The following is a 17,392-nucleotide window of genomic DNA, read 5'->3' as shown; positions in this document are numbered from 1 at the left end:
CCTGCCAATGCAGGCCCGTTTTCGTTCTGGCGTTTTAAAACGCCACCGACGTCTGCACGTATACCGTCGCTTCATCCGTTCTCTTTTGCTTATGAGAATATTTATCATTAAACTCGCGCCCTGACGAATCAGGCGCTCCAGGCATGAAAAGCAAAGCATCACTCCCTCTTTCTTACCGTCTCGGCGTGACGTCGCGGTTGCTGGCGGCTGTCGTGGGTGGTTACCTGCTGGCATCCCTGGCCAGCGTCTGCATGACCTTGTGGCTGCCACTGTCCCGGGCCGATGCGGTGGTCAGCGGGATGCTGAGTTCGTTCGTGTTCTACCTGCTGGTGGTGATCTGGTGTTTTGCCTGCCGCAGAGTCGCCCACGCCTGGTTTGGTGTGTTGGTGCCCAGTGCGGTGTTGGCTACCCTGGCGGGCCTGGCGTACTGGATGGCCCGACCATGAAAGAGGGATTTCGTCAGGCCATGGCCTGGTTGCACACCTGGAGCGGGTTGATTTTCGGCTGGCTGCTGTTCGCGATTTTCCTGACCGGCACCCTGGCCTATTTCAAGGATGAAATTACCCACTGGATGCAACCGGAAGTGCAGGCGCACGCCATTGATGACGCCCGCAGCCTGGCCTTGGCGCAAAACTACCTGCAACAACAGGCGCCCACCGCCGCCCGTTGGTTTATCAACTTGCCCACTAGTCGCGAGCCAGGCCTGTCGGTGAGGTGGCAAGACAAGGTCGACCCCGGCAGGCGCGGCAACTTCATCGAAAAACTCCTCGATCCGGTTACAGGCAATCAAATCCAGGCACGGGAAAGCATGGGCGGCGAGTTCTTCTACCGCTTCCACTTCCAGTTGCAGATGCCACATCCCTGGGGCCGCTGGCTGTCGACGATTGCCGCGATGGTGATGTTTGTCGCGCTGATCAGCGGGATCATCACCCACAAGAAAATCTTCAAGGACTTCTTCACCTTCCGCCCGCGCAAGGGCCAGCGTTCCTGGCTCGACGGGCATAATGCGGTGGGCGTGTTGGTGCTGCCGTTCCACCTGATGATCACCTACAGCAGCCTGGTGATTTTCATGAGCATGGTCATGCCGGCGAGCATCGTCGCCTCCTACGGCAATGACACCCGGGCATTTTTCAATGATGTATTCCCGGCCACCAACAACGCCCCGGCCCTCGGCCAACCGGCTCAATTGCTGCCCTTGGGGCCGATGGTGGAGCAGGCGCGGGCGCAGTGGGCGGGTGGACATGTTGGGCGGCTGGGGGTGAACAATCCGAGTGATGTGAATGCTTCGGTCAATGTATTTCGTGCCGGTTCCGACCGGGTGGTGCATGACTTCGGCAGCACTGTGTCCTTCAATGGCGTGACTGGCGAGATGCTCAAGGTCAGCGCAGAACAATCCCTGCCCATGGCCATTGGCGGCAGTTTCTATGGCCTGCACATGGGCCATTTCGCCGGCCCGGTGTTGCGCTGGTTGTACTTTGTTTTTGGCCTGGCGGGCACGGCGATGATCGGCACCGGGCTGGTACTATGGCTGGGCAAGCGCCAGCTCAAGCACGCCAATACCGGTGTGATGCCGTTTGAATTGCGCCTGGTTGAAGTGCTGAACATTGCCAGCATGTCTGGGCTGATGATCGCCATCGCCGCCTTTTTCTGGGCCAACCGCTTGCTGCCGGTAAGCTTCGCCGAGCGTTCGGACTGGGAAGTGCAGAGTTTCTTTATCGCCTGGGGCCTGACGCTGTTGCACGCAATCGTGCGTCGCGGTCGCCGGGCCTGGGTCGAGCAATTGGGCTTGGCCGCCTTGCTGTTTATCGCCGTGCCGTTGCTCAACGCGCTGACTACCACCGAGCACTTGGGCGTGTCCCTGGTCAAGGGCGATTGGGCCATGGCCGGTTTTGACTTGACGTGCCTGGGCAGTGGCGTGTTCCTCGCCTGGGCCGCCTGGAAAATGCAGCGGCGCACGGTCGCTCACAAAACCCTGCGCACCCGCCCCTTGACCCTCAAGAGCGAGGTGAATTGATGCTGCTGGCACTGTTGCTGTGTTACGCCGGGTTTAGCGCGTTGTGCTTGTCCACGGATCGTCACCACGGCGAGTTGCTGCACAGTAAACCCTCGCCCCGTCGGCGCTTGTGTCTACGTGTCGGCGGCTGGTTGCTATTGATCGTGTCAATCTGGCCAGCGGTGCAGGTGGCTGGTTGGGGCCAGGGCCTGGTGGAGTGGTGCGCAGTGCTAATGCTCAGTGCGTTGCTGCTGGTGTTGCTGTTGCCGTATCGGCCAAGGCTGGCCTTGACCCTCGCGGGTGTTGGTCTGCTGGCCAGTCCCGTCGCAGCCTTCGCGGCGCTCTGAGCAACTTATGATGATCACCACGCCGCCCGAAGCCCAGGATCGTCAGCACGCTGAGTCGACCGGCGGGCGCGCACATTTTCTGCAGGTATTCCTGTCCCAGCGCTCGCAGATGGAAGCGTTGGTCAGCCGTCGCGTCGGATGCCGGGCGACGGCAGCGGACCTGGTGCAGGATTTGTTCCTGCGCTTCTGGCGCCGGCCGCTGGTGCAGGTCGAAGAACTCAGCACCTACCTGCTGCGCTGCGCCGGCAACATCGCCATCGACCATTTACGCAGCGAAGGCGCGCGGGTGCGCGGCAATGAAGGCTGGTTGCCGGAGCAACCAGACCATCACGGTAGCGAGCCCCAGGCTGCCCTGGAAGCTGGCAACGACCTGCGTCAGGTCGAAGCCGCCTTGCGCAGTTTGCCTGCGCGCACGCGACAGATCTTTTTGCTTAACCGCATCCACGGTCGCAAGTACGCCGAAATTGCCAAGGCTATGGGCCTGTCCCAAAGTGCAGTGGAAAAACATATGATGCGTGCCCTCGACGCCTGCAAAGCCAGCCTGCGCGAATCGTCGCCTGCGCGCTTGCCAGGGAAAGCACCGTGATCAGCACTGCCCGCGTCACCCCGACACCCGACCAGGAACAGGCCGCACTCGCTTGGCTGAGCCTGCTGCATGATCAGCCCAGCAGTGGCGACCAAGCTACGTTTAGCCGCTGGCTGCGTGCCGATTCGGCCCACGTCGAGGCCTACTCCCAGGCCCAGGTGCTGTGGGAATTGAGTGAAGTGCCGGCCAGCAAACTGGCGGATGAAGAGGCCCTGGCGTTGCAGGGTTATCTGAATGCGATGAACCGTGCGAAGCGCTCAAGCGGGCGCCGCTGGTCTGGGGCGTTGGCCATGGCCGCGTGCCTGTTGTTGATGGTCTCCATTGGCGCCGGTTGGCAGCCTGGGCGCTGGGTCGACGACTTTGGCGCCGATTACGTCACGGCTCCCGGCGAAGTCAAAACCGTCACCCTGGCGGATCAAACCCAAGTCACCCTCGATGCCGACAGCGCCATTGCCGTGGATTTCAGTCACGGAGAGCGTCATATTCAGCTGCGCCGTGGCGCCGGTTTTTTCAACGTGACCCACACCGGGAAATCCTTCGTGGTCGAAGCGGGTAGCGGCGAAGCGCGGGTCTTGGGCACGCAATTTGAAGTACGCTTGCAACCGGCGGGCGCCGAGGTGACGGTGTTGTCCGGTCGCGTTGGTGTTGCGCCATCCAAGACAGGCACCCAACAAATGCTCACCGCAGGCCAGCAAGTGGCCTACGCCGATGGTATCGCCGATGAGCTGCATGCCGTTGACAGCGAGTCGCGCCTGGCCTGGCGCGACGGCTGGCTCAACTATTACAAGACGCCCATGGCCGATGTGGTGAAGGATCTGGCGCGCTATTACCCAGGCCGAATCCTGTTGCTCAACGACGAGCTCGGCGCCCGACGGGTCAGCGGCAGCTTCCCGAGCAAAGACCCCCAGGCGGTGCTCAATGCGTTGCAAGCGGTGCTTGGGTTTGAGCAGCACAATGTGTTGGGGCGGGTGGTTGTGCTGCGCTGAGGGTTTTGAAATTATTTTCAGATTCCCGTGAGGTAAACCCACCGCCCATTCGTGTAGTGCTTGAAACTGCGATTAATTCGCATTAACAGCGTTTTTACACACGGGTTCTCACCATGAAGTCCAGGGCAAAGTCGACGACACGCGGTTCGGTTAAACAATGGCTGGGAGCCTCGATATTGGCGGTTTCGGGGTTGGCGTTGTTGCCCTTGAGCGTGGCGCAGGCGGCGGACGCTGAGCAGCAGAGCGCGCTGTTCAGCTTTGCTTTGGCGGCCAAGCCTTTGCCCCAGGCCTTGAGCGATTTCAGTCGCATCACCGGCATCAGCGTGGTCTATACCGACGAAGCACCCTACGGCCTCAAAGCCCCGGCAGTCAGTGGCCGGATGAGCGCAATCCAGGCCATGCAGCGTTTGCTGGGCAACTCGGGGTTTACCTTCCGACAGATCGACGCCCGCACCCTGGCCCTCGAACCGCTGCCCACCGAAGGTGCAGTGAACCTGGGTGCCACCACCATCAGCGGTGCCAGCCAGCAGCAAGCCACTACCAGTTATCAGCCGCCGCCCACCAGTTCGGTGATGCGTTCCCACGGGCTGTTGCTGGAAACCCCGCAAACCGTCAACGTGGTACCGGCCCAGGTGATGCGCGACCAGCTGCCGCGCAACCTCGACGATGCCTTGACCAACATCAGCGGCATCACCCAATCCAACACTTTGGGCAGCACCCAGGACTCGGTGATGTTGCGCGGCTTTGGCGACAACCGTAACGGCTCGATCATGCGCGACGGCATGCCCGTGGTGCAGGGTCGTGCCTTGAACGAAACCGCCGAACGCGTGGAAGTGCTCAAGGGACCGGCCTCGCTGTTGTACGGCATCCAAGACCCCGGCGGCGTGGTCAATATCGTCAGTAAGAAGCCTGAACTCACTCAATCCACGGCCCTGACCGTGCGCGGCTCGACCTTCGGCGACGGCAAGAATGGCAGCGGTGGCAACCTCGATACCACCGGCCCTATTGGCGACACCGGCCTGGCCTACCGTTTGATCGTCGACCATGAAGACGAAGACTACTGGCGCAACTACGGCACCCACCGCGAAAGCCTGGTCGCGCCGTCCCTGGCCTGGTACGGCGACAGCACCAAGCTGCTGCTGGCCTACGAGCACCGCGAATTTCTCTCGCCGTTCGATCGTGGCACTGCCATTGACCCCAACACCAACCACCCGCTGGACATCCCGGCGACTCGCCGCCTGGATGAGCCGTTCAACAACATGGAAGGCCGCTCCGACCTGTACCGCTTCGAAGCTGATCACGATTTGAACGACGACTGGAAAGCCCACTTCGGCTACAGCTGGAACCGCGAAACCTACGACGCCAGCCAGGTGCGCGTGAGCAAGGTCAACGCCAACGGCACCCTGACCCGCAGCATGGACGGCACCCAGGGCGCGCTGACCACTGACCGCTTCACCACCGCCAGCCTCGAAGGCAAGGTCGACGTGTTGGGCATGCGCCATGACTTGGTATTCGGGCTGGACGACGAGTACCGCAAGATCTACCGCGCCGACCTAATTCGCCAGGCCAGCCGCAGCACCTTCAGCTACACCGACCCGGTCTATGGTCGTGAAGTCGCCGGCAGCACCGTCAGTGCGCCGGACAGCAACCAGACCGATCTGTTGCGCAGTGACTCGGTATTCTTCCAGGACGCCATCCACCTCACCGAGCAGTGGATTCTGGTGGGCGGGGTGCGCTTCCAGGAGTACGACCAATACGCTGGCAAAGGTCGCCCATTCACCGCCAACACCGACAGCAACGGCCAGAAATGGGTGCCTCGCGCCGGGCTGGTGTATCGCTACACCGACCAATTGTCGTTCTACGGCAGCTACACCGAGTCGTTCAAACCCAACTCGACCATCGCCCCGCTGGGCAACAAGACCGTGATCGACGGCAGCATCGCCCCGGAAGAGTCCAAGTCCTGGGAGCTGGGCGCCAAGCTCGATATGCCGGGTCGCATCACCGCCAGCGCGGCATTGTTTGATATCGACAAGCGCAACGTGCTGGTGTCCATCGGCGAAGGCGCGACCTCAATCTACAGCGTCGCCGGCAAGGTGCGCTCCCGTGGCCTGGAAATGGACCTGAGCGGCCAGTTGACCGACCAGTGGAGCCTGATCGGCAGCTACGCCTACACGGATGCCGAGGTGACCGAAGACCCGACCTTCCAAGGAAAACGCCTGCAGAACGTGGCGAAAAATACCGGCTCTGTATCCGCGGTGTATGACTTTGGCACCCTCGTCGGCGGCGACCAGCTGCGGGTCGGCGCCGGTGCCCGCTATGTCGGCGAGCGAGCCGGCGATGCCCTCAACAGTTTCGACCTGCCGGGCTACACCGTGGCCGATGCCTTCGCCACCTACGACACCAAGGTCGAAGGGCAGAAGGTCAAGTTCCAGCTCAACGTGAAGAACATCTTCGACCGCACTTACTACACCTCGGCGGTCAGCCGCTTGTTCGTGTCCATGGGCGATGCGCGGCAGGTATCGGTGTCCAGCACCCTAGAGTTCTAAGACCAGTGCAAGCCTGTGGCGAGCGGGCTTGCCCGCGTTGGGCTGCGCAGCAGCCCCAATAAGGTCACTGCGATCTATCAGAAAGACCGCAGTTGTTTGTTTTAGGGCCGCTTCGCGCCCCAACGCGGGCAAGCCCGCTCGCCACAAGGTTGTTGAGCTGCTAGCGTGGCCGTTTTTGATGATTGTCGGGAAACACTAATGCAGTTGGGACGATGGATGCACGCCAGCGGCATGCTGGTTGGATTGAGCTTGCTGCTGGGCGGTTGCGCCACGGTGTCGAAACTTTCCACTGAAGAGACGCTTGAGCAGCTGTTGGCCGATCCAGCGCTCAACGGTGCCACTGTCTCGCTGATGGTGCGCGATGCCCGCAGCGGCAGCACGCTGTATCAGCACAACCCTCGCAGCCGGCTGACCCCGGCCTCCAGCCTCAAACTGCTGACTACGGCTGCGGCGATGGATGTTCTCGGCCCGCAGTATCGGTTTTCCACACAGCTGCTGAGCGATGGTAACCAACAGGGCCAGCGCTTGATCGGCAATCTCTACCTGCGCGGCCTCGGCGACCCAACCATTCAGTGGGCTGATTACCAGGTCTTGGCCGCCAGCCTGGCCGGGCAGGGCATCAAGCAGATCCAAGGTGATCTGGTGTTCGATGACACCTGGTTCGACGCCGAGCGCCTGGGCACCGATTGGGCCAATGACGATGAAGGCAAGTACTACGGCGCGCAGATTTCGGCGCTGACAGTGTCGCCCAATGCTGATTTTGATGCGGGTACCTTGATCGTCACAGCCAAGGCGCCGATAGCGCTCGGCCAACCAGTGACCGTCGCTATCAGCCCGTCTACCGATTACGTGCAGATCAACAACCTTGCGGTCAGCGGATCGGGTAACAGCTATGGCCTCAATCGCCAGCACGGCACCAACCTGCTACGTCTTGGTGGCGCACTGGCGCCAGGTAAACAAAGTCGGCAATGGGTCAGCGTCTGGGAGCCGACGCAGTTGGTGGCCAATCTGTTTGAACGGGCGTTGGCGGAGCAGGGGATCACGGTCCAGGGCAAGCGCGTGATAGGCGCTGGCAGCCCGACGACGGCTACCGTTTTGGCGGTGCATGACTCGGCGCCGTTGCAGGAACTGATCAGGCCATTGCTCAAGCTTTCCAACAACAGCATGTCCGAAGCACTGCTTAAGGCCATGGGCCGCAAGACTGCCAATGTTGGCTCGGCGGCTGCGGGTGTGGCGGCGGTGGCGGGCTTCCTGAAACGTCAGGGGCTGGACCCGACGACGTTGAATCAGGTCGACGGTTCGGGCCTGTCCCGGCGCAATCTGGTGTCGTCGCAGAACCTTACCGACCTGTTGCTGGCCATGGGCAAACAGCCGTGGTTCGACGCCTGGTACAACGCGCTGCCCATCGCCGGCAGCCAGGATCGTATGACCGGCGGCAGCCTGCGTTATCGCTTGCGGGGCACTGCGGCGCACAACAACCTGCACGCCAAGACCGGCTCGATGGGCGCAGTGTCGTCGTTGACCGGCTACATCACTGATGTAGAAGGGCGGCGGTTGGTGTTTTCAATGGTGACCAACAATTATGTGGTCGATGGCGCGCGCATCAAGGCGTTGGAAGATCGACTGGCCGTCGCGCTGGCGCAGTGGTCGGATTGAACGCCTGGCGATATTCCCCCGGCGTAGCCGCCATTGCCTGGCGAAACCGATTGGTAAAGTGACTGGCACTGGAGAACCCGCAGGCCAGGGCAATTTCACCCAACGCCAGTGAACTGCTGCGCAGTAGCTCGCGGGCACGGCTCACGCGGCGGGCCAGCAGGTACTGATGGGGCGGTAAGCCAAAGCTTGCGCGAAACATCCGTGCAAAGTGGTATTCCGACAGCGCGCATAACCCCGCCAATTGCCCCAGGCTGATGGGCTCTGCCAGTTGGTGCTCGATGTACTCGACCAACTGTCGACGCTGATGGGCGGCCAGCCCACCTTTTAAACGCAACCCATCCCGCAGGCCTACCTGGCTGAGCAAGGTGTGGCTGAGCATTTCATGGGCCAGGCTGCTGGTCAGCAGGCGTTCGGCGGGTTCCTGCCAGTTCAGGTTGATCAACTGGTGAAAGCGCTGAGCCTGGCGGGCATCTTCAAGAAAGGTGCTTTCGCGCAGTTGCAGTTCGCGGGGGTCGCGGTCCAGCAGGGTGACGCAGCCCAAGGCAAATTGCTCGGTGCTGAAATACACATGGGCCAGGCGAATCTCGCCATTGATCACCCAGGCCGACTGGTGTTCGGCGGGCAGAATGCACAGCTTGTCGGGGCCGCCCTTGGTGCCGGGCTGGTCGCGGCGAAAGGTCCCGGTGCCACCACCCACATAGCAGGACAAGGTGTGATGGCTGGGGGCTTCATAGTTCTGGGAGTCGTGGTGGTTGCTCCACAAAGCCGCAGACAAGCCGTCACCGAGCTCGGCGCTCAGCTCAAGGCGAGCATTGGGCGAGCGGTTCAGGGCTTGAAAGACTTGCAGGGTTTCCAGTGGTGGCATATTCGTACTCTCTGACGACTCGCATCCTACTCCCGGCAGCTGGCGCTGTGATCCCGTCAGCCGACAAAAGCGCAAGAATGTGCAAGAGCCGCAGGTACGCGCAGGGCGACACTGTGGCTCAACCACCGGAGCCCGTCATGAACCTTTCCCTGTATTTACTCACCGTGCTGATCTGGGGTACGACCTGGATCGCCCTCAAGCTGCAACTGGGCGTGGTGGCCATTCCCGTGTCCATCGTCTATCGCTTCGGCCTGGCGGCGCTGGTGTTGTTTGTGATGTTGCTGCTCAGTCGCAAGCTGCAGGTCATGAACCGGCGCGGGCACTTGATTTGCCTGGCCCAGGGGTTGTGCCTGTTTTGCGTCAACTTCATGTGCTTCCTGACAGCCAGCCAATGGATTCCCAGCGGTCTGGTAGCGGTGGTGTTCTCCACGGCGACCCTGTGGAACGCGCTGAATTCCCGGGTGTTTTTCGGCCAGAAAGTCGCCCGCAATGTGTTGATGGGGGGTGGTCTTGGTTTGCTGGGGCTGGGGCTGCTGTTCTGGCCGGAACTGGTGGAGCACACCGCCAGCCCGCAAACCTTGCTTGGCTTGGGGTTGGCGTTGTTGGGGACGATGTGTTTCTCGGCGGGCAACATGTTGTCGAGCCTGCAACAGAAGGCCGGGCTCAAGCCGCTGACCACCAACGCCTGGGGCATGGCTTATGGCGCTTCAATGCTGGCGATGTATTGCGTGGTCCAGGGCATTCCCTTTGATATGGAATGGAACGCCCGTTATGTCGGTTCGCTGCTGTATCTGGTGATTCCGGGCTCGGTGATCGGCTTCACCGCCTACCTGACCCTGGTCGGCCGCATGGGGCCGGAGCGCGCGGCCTATTGCACGGTGCTGTTCCCGGTGGTGGCGCTGAATGTCTCGGCCTTTGTTGAAGGCTACCAGTGGACGGCCCCGGCGCTGGCCGGGTTGGTGCTGGTGATGTTGGGCAATGTATTGGTGTTTCGTAAGCCAAAGCCGGCGGTGATTGTAACCAGGGCGGCAGCATAGACCGGACTTGTTGTGGCGATCCGACCAGCGCCCTCGCCACAAAGGTAGCATCGGCAATACGCGTTTTATTTCATCCCCAACCGCTTGGCCATCCGTCCCAGGTTCGCCCGGTCCAGCCCCAGTTCACGGGCGGTGCTGGCCCAGTTGTGCTGGTGGCGTTCCAGGCAGGCGCTGATGACCTGGCGTTGGTAGTTTTCGGTGGCCAGGCGCAGGTCACCGGTGACGTGCGGCACCTCTGGTTGTTCTTCGATCAGCGGTGCAGACACGTTCGGCAAGTCCAGGTCCGCCGCGCTCAGGCTGAGAATTTTCGGCCGTTCCCGGCAATTGCCCAAGGCCTTCAAGGCGCTGCGGCCGATCAGGTGTTCCAGCTCGCGCACATTGCCCGGCCAGGCATAGGCGACCAGCGCCGCCTGGGCATCGCTGGTCAGGCGCAGGCTGCCCAGGCCCATGCGTGAGCGGTTCTGCTCAAGGAAAAAACCGGCCAGCAGCAGCACATCACGACCACGCTCGCGCAGGGCGGGGACTTGCAGCGGGTACACGCTCAAACGGTGGTAGAAATCGGCACGGTAACGACCGTTGCGCACCTCTTCGGCAAGGTCGCGGTTGGTGGCGGCGATCAGGCGCACATCCACCTGATGCTCCTTGTCCGAGCCCAGGCGTTGCAACTGGCCGCTTTGCAGCACCCGCAGCAGCTTGGCCTGAACCGCCAGCGATAATTCGCCCACTTCATCGAGAAACAGCGTGCCGCCATTGGCCAGTTCGAACTTGCCCCGTCGTTCGTTCAGCGCGCCGGTAAAGGCGCCGCGTACGTGGCCAAACAGCTCGCTTTCCACCAGTGTCTCCGGCAATGCCGCGCAGTTGAGGCTGATCAGTGGCTTCTCTGATCGCGAGGACGCAGCGTGGATGGCCTGGGCCACCAGCTCCTTGCCGACGCCGGTTTCACCGGTGATCAGCACCGTCAGGTCACTTCCACCCACCAGTTTGATTTCCTCTACCAGGCGCTTGTGGGTCTTGCTCTGGCCGATCATTTCCTTGTGCTGCTGGCCGCTGGCCTGGCGGTAGATCTCGGCGCGCTGGTGCTCGTCTTCGGCGCGCAAGGCCAGGCGTTCGATGCGTTCGGCGGCGCTGACCGTAGCAGCGGCGAGGCTGGCGAAGGCTTGCAGGGCGTCGAGGTCGACCCGCTCGAAACGCGACATGTCCAAGGCGTCGAGGGTCAATAGGCCCCAGGGCTGGTCATCGATAAACAGCGGACAGCCCATGCAATCGTGGACTTCCAAGTGCCCGTGCAGGCCATCCACCAGACCGTCGTAGGGGTCGGGCAGCTCGCTGTCGCTGTCGAAGCGGGTCGGGCCTGGGCTGCTCAACAGCACTTCAAAGCGCGGGTGTTCACTGACCTTGAATCGTCGCCCCAAGGTGTCGGCGCTCAAGCCGTCCACCGCCAGCGGCACCAGCGATTCACCGTCCAGGCGCAGCAGGGCGGCGGCGTCGCACGGCAGCAGGGCGCGCATGGCTTGCAGCAGGCGGCGATAGCGTTCACCTTCGGGCAGTTCGCGGGACAGATCGGCGACCAGGGGCAGCAGAGTGGTGAGCAGAGATTTCGCAGTCATAATGACTCCTTGTAGTCCTAATGACTATAGAGTGTTGAGAGTCATACTGACCACAAATAATTTAACTAGTTGATATTTAACGATTTATTAGTTGGCACGAATACTGAGTAGTACAGGGTAATCAGTCAGAAGCCGAAAAAGCTCAGGAGTTTCTCATGCTTAGCGTTCAAGACCGCGCCATCGTCAAATCCACTGTGCCGTTGCTGGAAAGTGGTGGCGAAGCCCTGATCACCCATTTCTACCGGATGATGTTGTCGGAGTATCCCGAAGTTCGTCCGTTGTTCAACCAGGCCCACCAGGTCAGCGGCGACCAGCCTCGTGCCCTGGCTAACGGTGTGCTGATGTACGCCCGGCATATCGACCAGTTGGACCAATTGGGCGATCTGGTGGCGAAGATCATCAACAAGCACGTGGCCCTGCAAATCCTCCCGGAACATTACCCGATTGTCGGCAGTTGCCTGCTGCGGGCGATTTCTGAAGTGTTGGGTGACGAGATTGCCACGCCTGAAGTGATGAGTGCCTGGGGCGCCGCTTACGGCCAACTGGCAGACATCCTGATCGGTGCCGAAGCCGCAATCTACGAAGAGAAGGCCCTGGCCCCCGGCGGCTGGCGCGGTGCGCGCTCGTTTACCCTGGTAAACCGCGTGGAGGAGAGCAGTGAAATCACCTCCTTCTATTTCGCACCTATGGATAAAGGTCCGATTCTAGCCGCCGAGCCTGGGCAATACATCGGCATGAAGCTGGCGCTGGAGGGTGAGGAAGTTCGACGTAACTACTCGCTGTCAGCCGGCACCGACTCGGGTCAGTACCGCATCAGCGTCAAGCGCGAAGCGGGTGGCCGAGTCTCCAACTACTTGCACGACCAGTTTCAGGTCGGTGCCGCGATCGAGCTGTTTGTGCCAGCGGGTGAGTTCACCCTGGTGGCCAGTGACAAGCCGCTGGTGCTGATCAGCGGTGGCGTTGGTATTACGCCAACCTTGCCGATGCTGGAAGCCGCGCTGGCAACCGAGCGCCCGGTGCACTTTATCCACTGCGCGCGAAATGGCGGCGTGCATGCATTTCGTGACTGGGTTGATGCGCTCGCCGCGCGTCATCCGCAACTCAAGCGCTTCTATTGCTACGCCGAGGACGACGGCGTGAGCCCGGCAGCGGACAAGGTCGGGATGCTCAGCCAGGAGCAACTGGCAGCATGGTTGCCTGAGCAGCGGGATGTGGATGCTTACTTCCTGGGTCCAAAAGGCTTTATGGCGGCGATCAAGGGCCACCTCAAAGCGTTGGGTGTGCCAGAGAAACAGAGCCGGTATGAGTTCTTCGGGCCGGCGTCGGCGCTGGAGTAATCCACACTCCCTTGCAAGAGCGAGCTTGCTCGTTCTTGCAGAGGCCTTATTAATCCGCCGTTAACTCCTTTCTGTTTAACCTCCTGACGCCTAGCCGCTCAACTTTCACGTCCTGCGTGTAAACTTGCGGCCATTGGCATAACCATCATTAGGCAAAGGGAAACGGGGATGAGTGACGAAATGCGATTGGCGCGTGAGCGGCGCGCTCTGGTGTTGCTGGGCATTATCTGCCTGGCGCTGATCGGCGGGGCGCTGTACATGCAGGTGGTGCTGGGCGAGGCGCCGTGCCCGCTGTGCATCCTGCAGCGCTATGCCTTTTTGTTGATTGCGATCTTTGCTTTTATCGGTGCCGCCATGCGCACCACCTCCAGCGTTACGGTGTTTGAAGTGCTGGTGGTCATCAGCGCCCTCGGTGGCGTCGCCGCAGCCGGGCATCATGTGTACACCCAGTTCTACCCGGCGGTCAGTTGCGGCATCGATGTGCTGCAACCGATTGTCGACAGCTTGCCCCTGGCGACGATCTTCCCCCTGGGCTTCCAGGTCGACGGCTTTTGCGGCACGCCGTACCCGCCTATTCTCGGCCTGTCCCTGCCCCAATGGGCGCTGGTGGCCTTTGTGCTGACGGCGATCCTGGTGCCGCTGGGCATCTACCGCAATCGCCAGAGCAAAGCCTAACTAAGTCGTTACCCAAAACGCCCCGATCTTCTCCAGAGAAGGTCGGGGCGTTTTTGTATGCGGTCATTTTTGTGAAAGTGCCGTGACCTCGGACAAGGTTAGGCGGCCATCATGTGCGACATGTTGTCACACTGAGACTGCCACAGGACCTTTTCTATCCCTTGGGCAGTCCCTTAAATGACGGCCGATTTGACAAATGGGCCTGTCAGTTCATCGTTCGGGCAACGCCGCGTTCCATCTGCCGTCCACGAGATTGCGTGATGTCTGAATGCCTTGTTTTTAGCGGGCTTGGATGGGTTTTACGCATCCATCAAAGAGCGCGGGATGCGACAGGATGGCCAATAACACGGCACTTTTTGTGGTTTTTGTTGAGAATTAAACGCGATACGATCCCGAACCTTGGCAACAATGGTGCAAGATTATTGCTGGAAATGATAAAAATAATTTCTGGATAAGACATGGTTTATACATCGCTAGCTAACTACAATCGCCCGCACTGAATGTCCGGTGCTGCTCATCCCTGAGCACATAAGGGCGGTCGAGGAGCGGTTTTTGCTTCATGCGACCCCAGGTGCCGGCAACCTTTCTACTATCCGCACCAAATGGAATTGGTCTGCAAAGGCCTTTGACCACGAATTCGAATAAGAACTCACCGCTAGTCCTGGACGTGTCAAACCCATAGCTGCGCCGGGCAGGCCCTTATTCAATCGAAGAGAAATGCCAACCCTTGGCAGGGTGAAGTGTTGGCGATCAAAACCCAACTGCATTGCGCAAGCTGCTTTAGAGGTCGTGAGATGAGTAAAAACAGGTACACCCGATTACTAGGCTTATTGCCGCTGGCCGGCATGTTATTGCTGGGAGGCTGCAAGTGGACTTTGCTCGATCCCAAGGGCCAGGTCGGTCTGGAACAACGCAACCTGATCATCACCGCCACCTTGCTGATGCTGCTGGTCGTGGTACCGGTGATCGTGATGACCTTCGCGTTTGCCTGGAAATACCGCGCGTCCAACACCAAGGCCACCTACGCGCCGAAGTGGTCGCACTCCACCAAGATTGAAATCGCGGTGTGGGCTGTTCCGGTACTCATCATCATTGCCCTGGGTTACATCACCTACACGTCGACCCACGCCCTGGACCCGTACCGTCCGCTGGAATCCGACGTCAAGCCAATCACCATTGAAGTGGTCGCGCTGGATTGGAAGTGGCTGTTCATCTATCCAGAGCAAGGGATCGCCACGGTCAACAAGATCGTCTTCCCGGCCAATACGCCAATCAACTTCAAAGTGACCTCCGATTCGGTGATGAACTCGTTCTTCATCCCGGGCCTGGGTGGCCAGATCTACGCGATGGCCGGCATGCAGACCAAACTGCACCTGATTGCCAACGAGAACACCGAGCTTGAAGGTATCTCCGCCAACTACAGTGGCGCGGGTTTTACCGGCATGAAATTCAAAGCGATTGCAACGTCCGAGGCTGATTTCAACGCCTGGGTCGCTGAAGTCAAAAGCTCACCTAAACAGCTTGAAAAAGCTGAGTACGAAGCTCTTGCCAAACAAAGCCAGAACAACCCTGTAGAGCTGTACTCCTCGTTCACGCCGGACCTGTTCCAGAACATCATCAATAAGTATGAAGGGATGAAACCAGGCAAGCCGGTCAAGCATGAGAAGAAAGAAGTGGCTGCTACAGAAGTGATGGGCACGAGCTCGCATTCAGCCGCCGGGGCAGAGGAGTAAACAATGTTTGGTAAATTAAGTTGGGAAGCGGTCCCGTTCCACGAGCCGATTGTGATGGTGACCATTGCCATGATCGCGCTGGGTGGTCTGGCGCTGTTTGCGGCACTCACCTACTTCAAGAAGTGGACCTATTTGTGGACCGAGTGGCTGACGTCGGTCGACCACAAGAAAATCGGCGTGATGTACATCATCGTCGCCATGGTCATGCTGCTGCGCGGTTTTGCCGACGCCATCATGATGCGTACCCAGCTGGCCATGGCCACCGAGGGTTCGCCTGGCTACCTGCCGCCTGAACACTATGACCAGATCTTCACCGCCCACGGTGTGATCATGATCATCTTCATGGCGATGCCATTCTTCACCGGCCTGATGAACCTGGCAGTGCCGCTGCAGATTGGTGCCCGTGACGTTGCCTACCCGTTCCTGAACTCCCTGAGCTTCTGGCTGCTGGTATCCGGCGTGGTACTGGTCAACTTGTCCCTGGGCGTCGGCGAATTCGCCAAGACCGGTTGGGTTGCCTATCCGCCGTTGTCGGGGCTGCAATACAGTCCGGGCGTGGGGATGGACTACTACATCTGGGCGCTACAGCTATCAGGACTTGGGACGACACTGACGGGGGTCAACTTCCTGGCCACCGTCTTGAAAATGCGTACCCCTGGCATGAAGCTGATGGACATGCCGATCTTCACCTGGACCTGCACCTGGGCCAACGTGTTGATCGTGGCTTCGTTCCCGATCCTCACCGCTACCCTGGCACTGCTGACGCTTGACCGTTACATGGATTTCCACATTTTCACCAATGAACTTGGTGGCAATCCAATGATGTACGTCAACCTGTTCTGGGCCTGGGGTCACCCCGAGGTGTACATCCTGATTCTGCCGGCGTTCGGGATCTTCTCCGAAGTCATCTCGACCTTCTCCGGCAAGCGTCTGTTCGGCCACCACTCGATGATCTACGCCTCTGGCGCGATCTCGGTACTGGGCTTCATGGTTTGGCTGCACCACTTCTTCACCATGGGTTCGGGGGCAAGCGTCAACGCCTTCTTCGGCTTGGCGACGATGCTGATTTCGATCCCGACGGGGGTGAAGCTATTTAACTGGCTATTCACCATTTATCACGGCCGTTTGCGTATCACCAGCCAGGTTCTGTGGACCCTGGGCTTTATGGTGACCTTCGCCATCGGCGGCATGACCGGCGTACTGCTGGCCATCCCGGGTGCTGACTTCGTGCTGCACAACAGCCTGTTCGTGATCGCTCACTTCCACAACGTGATCATCGGCGGTGCTGTATTCGGTTACATCGCTGGTTTCAGCTACTACTTCCCGAAAGCGTTCGGCTTCACGCTGCACGAAGGTTGGGGCAAGGCTGCATTCTGGTTCTGGATCACCGGCTTCTTCGTCGCATTCATGCCGCTCTATGCACTGGGCTTCATGGGCATGACTCGTCGTCTGAACGCCACCACCAACCCTGATTGGGTGCCGTACCTGTACGTCGCCATGTTCGGTGCGGTGATGATCGCTTTTGGTATCGCCTGCCAGTTGATCCAGCTGTATGTCAGTATCCGTGACCGCAAGCAGAACGCCTGCGACTCCGGCGATCCATGGAACGGCCACACCCTGGAATGGTCGACCTCGTCGCCACCGCCGTTCTACAACTTCGCCGTGCTGCCGAAAGCTGAAGGCATCGACCCGTTCACCGAAGCCAAGGAAGACGGTACCGCATACCAGAAACCTGCTCGCTACGAGCCGATCCACATGCCTAACAACACCGCGACCGGTGTGGTCATGGGCGCACTGTTGACGGTGTTTGGTTTCGCGATGATCTGGCACATCTGGTGGCTGGCGATCATTAGCCTGGTCGCAACCATTGGCTACTTCGTGATCCACGCTGCCCGTGATGATCAAGGCTACATGGTGCCGGTCGAGGTGATCGAACGCATCGAAGCCGAGCAGCACGCTCGCCTGGTAGCCGAGAAGAAGATCCCGGCCAACCGTGTTGAAACCTCGCTGGAACAGGCTTAAAT

14 protein-coding genes and 1 pseudogene are annotated in these 17,392 nt (G+C 60.1%); 12 read left to right on the top strand and 3 right to left on the bottom strand.

The annotated features are described in order from the left end of the window. The first annotated feature begins 143 nt into the window (after positions 1-143). The 7 genes from FQ182_RS11565 (at position 144) to dacB (ending at position 8,114) form a co-directional block, all read left to right on the top strand. The gene (locus tag FQ182_RS11565) at positions 144-446 is read left to right on the top strand and encodes a DUF3649 domain-containing protein (protein ID WP_149411693.1); all 303 of its coding nucleotides are present in this window, start codon (positions 144-146) and stop codon (positions 444-446) included. Continuing rightward, a complete protein-coding gene (locus FQ182_RS11560; RefSeq protein WP_149411692.1) occupies positions 443-2,014 on the top strand; it encodes a PepSY domain-containing protein in 1,572 nt (523 codons plus the stop codon). The genes FQ182_RS11565 and FQ182_RS11560 overlap by 4 nt, the downstream gene beginning before the upstream one ends. Continuing rightward, positions 2,014-2,340: a DUF3325 domain-containing protein gene (locus tag FQ182_RS11555; protein ID WP_149411691.1), complete on the top strand. Its 327-nt coding sequence runs from the start codon at positions 2,014-2,016 to the stop codon at positions 2,338-2,340. The genes FQ182_RS11560 and FQ182_RS11555 overlap by 1 nt, the downstream gene beginning before the upstream one ends. Before the next feature lie 7 nt (positions 2,341-2,347). After that, a complete protein-coding gene (locus FQ182_RS11550; RefSeq protein WP_371923873.1) occupies positions 2,348-2,926 on the top strand; it encodes an RNA polymerase sigma factor in 579 nt (192 codons plus the stop codon). Then, positions 2,923-3,912 carry a FecR family protein gene (locus tag FQ182_RS11545; protein WP_149411690.1) on the top strand — a complete coding sequence of 330 codons (990 nt, stop codon included), beginning with the start codon at positions 2,923-2,925 and terminating at the stop codon, positions 3,910-3,912. The genes FQ182_RS11550 and FQ182_RS11545 overlap by 4 nt, the downstream gene beginning before the upstream one ends. A 113-nt stretch (positions 3,913-4,025) precedes the next feature. Next, positions 4,026-6,458: a TonB-dependent receptor gene (locus FQ182_RS11540; RefSeq protein WP_149411689.1), complete on the top strand. Its 2,433-nt coding sequence runs from the start codon at positions 4,026-4,028 to the stop codon at positions 6,456-6,458. Between the two features lie 198 nt (positions 6,459-6,656). Beyond that, positions 6,657-8,114, top strand: a complete 1,458-nt coding sequence (gene dacB, locus FQ182_RS11535; RefSeq protein ID WP_149411688.1) for a D-alanyl-D-alanine carboxypeptidase/D-alanyl-D-alanine-endopeptidase — start codon at positions 6,657-6,659, stop codon at positions 8,112-8,114. Here dacB and FQ182_RS11530 read toward each other — a convergent pair. Then, a complete protein-coding gene (locus FQ182_RS11530) occupies positions 8,062-8,979 on the bottom strand; it encodes a helix-turn-helix domain-containing protein (protein WP_149411687.1) in 918 nt (305 codons plus the stop codon). The two genes, dacB and FQ182_RS11530, sit on opposite strands and share 53 nt — an antisense overlap. Positions 8,980-9,116: 137 nt before the next feature. Between FQ182_RS11530 and FQ182_RS11525 the strand changes: the two genes are divergently transcribed. Beyond that, positions 9,117-10,016: a DMT family transporter gene (locus FQ182_RS11525; protein WP_149411686.1), complete on the top strand. Its 900-nt coding sequence runs from the start codon at positions 9,117-9,119 to the stop codon at positions 10,014-10,016. Between the two features lie 65 nt (positions 10,017-10,081). On the opposite strand, the gene norR is transcribed toward FQ182_RS11525, so the two are convergent. Then, on the bottom strand, positions 10,082-11,623 hold the full coding sequence (norR, locus tag FQ182_RS11520) for a nitric oxide reductase transcriptional regulator NorR (protein ID WP_149411685.1): 1,542 nt from the start codon (positions 11,621-11,623) through the stop codon (positions 10,082-10,084). A 155-nt stretch (positions 11,624-11,778) separates the two neighbouring features. Here norR and hmpA point away from each other — a divergent pair, with 155 nt between their 5' ends. Both hmpA and FQ182_RS11510 read left to right on the top strand, forming a co-directional pair. Then, positions 11,779-12,960, top strand: a complete 1,182-nt coding sequence (gene hmpA / locus FQ182_RS11515; RefSeq protein WP_149411684.1) for an NO-inducible flavohemoprotein — start codon at positions 11,779-11,781, stop codon at positions 12,958-12,960. Positions 12,961-13,128: 168 nt separating this feature from the next. Beyond that, entirely contained in the window at positions 13,129-13,635 is a 507-nt protein-coding gene (locus FQ182_RS11510; RefSeq protein ID WP_149411683.1) for a disulfide bond formation protein B, read from the top strand. Between the two features lie 557 nt (positions 13,636-14,192). On the opposite strand, the pseudogene FQ182_RS30670 reads toward FQ182_RS11510, so the two are convergent. Further along, positions 14,193-14,402 (bottom strand): annotated as a pseudogene (locus FQ182_RS30670) (hypothetical protein). Between the two features lie 27 nt (positions 14,403-14,429). Between FQ182_RS30670 and cyoA the strand changes: the two are divergent. Together cyoA and cyoB are read left to right on the top strand one after the other, a co-directional pair. Then, positions 14,430-15,368 (top strand): ubiquinol oxidase subunit II, encoded by a 939-nt coding sequence (gene cyoA / locus FQ182_RS11500; RefSeq protein ID WP_149411682.1) that lies wholly within the window; start codon positions 14,430-14,432, stop codon positions 15,366-15,368. Between the two features lie 3 nt (positions 15,369-15,371). Continuing rightward, positions 15,372-17,390: a cytochrome o ubiquinol oxidase subunit I gene (cyoB, locus tag FQ182_RS11495; RefSeq protein WP_149411681.1), complete on the top strand. Its 2,019-nt coding sequence runs from the start codon at positions 15,372-15,374 to the stop codon at positions 17,388-17,390. Positions 17,391-17,392: the final 2 nt, after the last annotated feature.

The organism is Pseudomonas sp. ANT_H4 (genome assembly GCF_008369295.1).
Lineage (GTDB): Bacteria > Pseudomonadota > Gammaproteobacteria > Pseudomonadales > Pseudomonadaceae > Aquipseudomonas.
The sequence above is the reverse complement of the archived record's forward strand: the minus strand, read 5'-3'. Positions and strand labels throughout refer to the sequence as shown.

Coding starts and splice junctions, on each gene's coding strand:
- FQ182_RS11565 (WP_149411693.1), top strand. CDS start 144: ATGAAAAGCAAAGCATCACTCCCTCTTTCTTACCGTCTCGGCGTGACG.
- FQ182_RS11560 (WP_149411692.1), top strand. CDS start 443: ATGAAAGAGGGATTTCGTCAGGCCATGGCCTGGTTGCACACCTGGAGC.
- FQ182_RS11555 (WP_149411691.1), top strand. CDS start 2,014: ATGCTGCTGGCACTGTTGCTGTGTTACGCCGGGTTTAGCGCGTTGTGC.
- FQ182_RS11550 (WP_371923873.1), top strand. CDS start 2,348: ATGATGATCACCACGCCGCCCGAAGCCCAGGATCGTCAGCACGCTGAG.
- FQ182_RS11540 (WP_149411689.1), top strand. CDS start 4,026: ATGAAGTCCAGGGCAAAGTCGACGACACGCGGTTCGGTTAAACAATGG.
- dacB (WP_149411688.1), top strand. CDS start 6,657: ATGCAGTTGGGACGATGGATGCACGCCAGCGGCATGCTGGTTGGATTG.
- FQ182_RS11530 (WP_149411687.1), bottom strand. CDS start 8,979: ATGCCACCACTGGAAACCCTGCAAGTCTTTCAAGCCCTGAACCGCTCG.
- FQ182_RS11525 (WP_149411686.1), top strand. CDS start 9,117: ATGAACCTTTCCCTGTATTTACTCACCGTGCTGATCTGGGGTACGACC.
- norR (WP_149411685.1), bottom strand. CDS start 11,623: ATGACTGCGAAATCTCTGCTCACCACTCTGCTGCCCCTGGTCGCCGAT.
- hmpA (WP_149411684.1), top strand. CDS start 11,779: ATGCTTAGCGTTCAAGACCGCGCCATCGTCAAATCCACTGTGCCGTTG.
- FQ182_RS11510 (WP_149411683.1), top strand. CDS start 13,129: ATGAGTGACGAAATGCGATTGGCGCGTGAGCGGCGCGCTCTGGTGTTG.
- cyoA (WP_149411682.1), top strand. CDS start 14,430: ATGAGTAAAAACAGGTACACCCGATTACTAGGCTTATTGCCGCTGGCC.
- cyoB (WP_149411681.1), top strand. CDS start 15,372: ATGTTTGGTAAATTAAGTTGGGAAGCGGTCCCGTTCCACGAGCCGATT.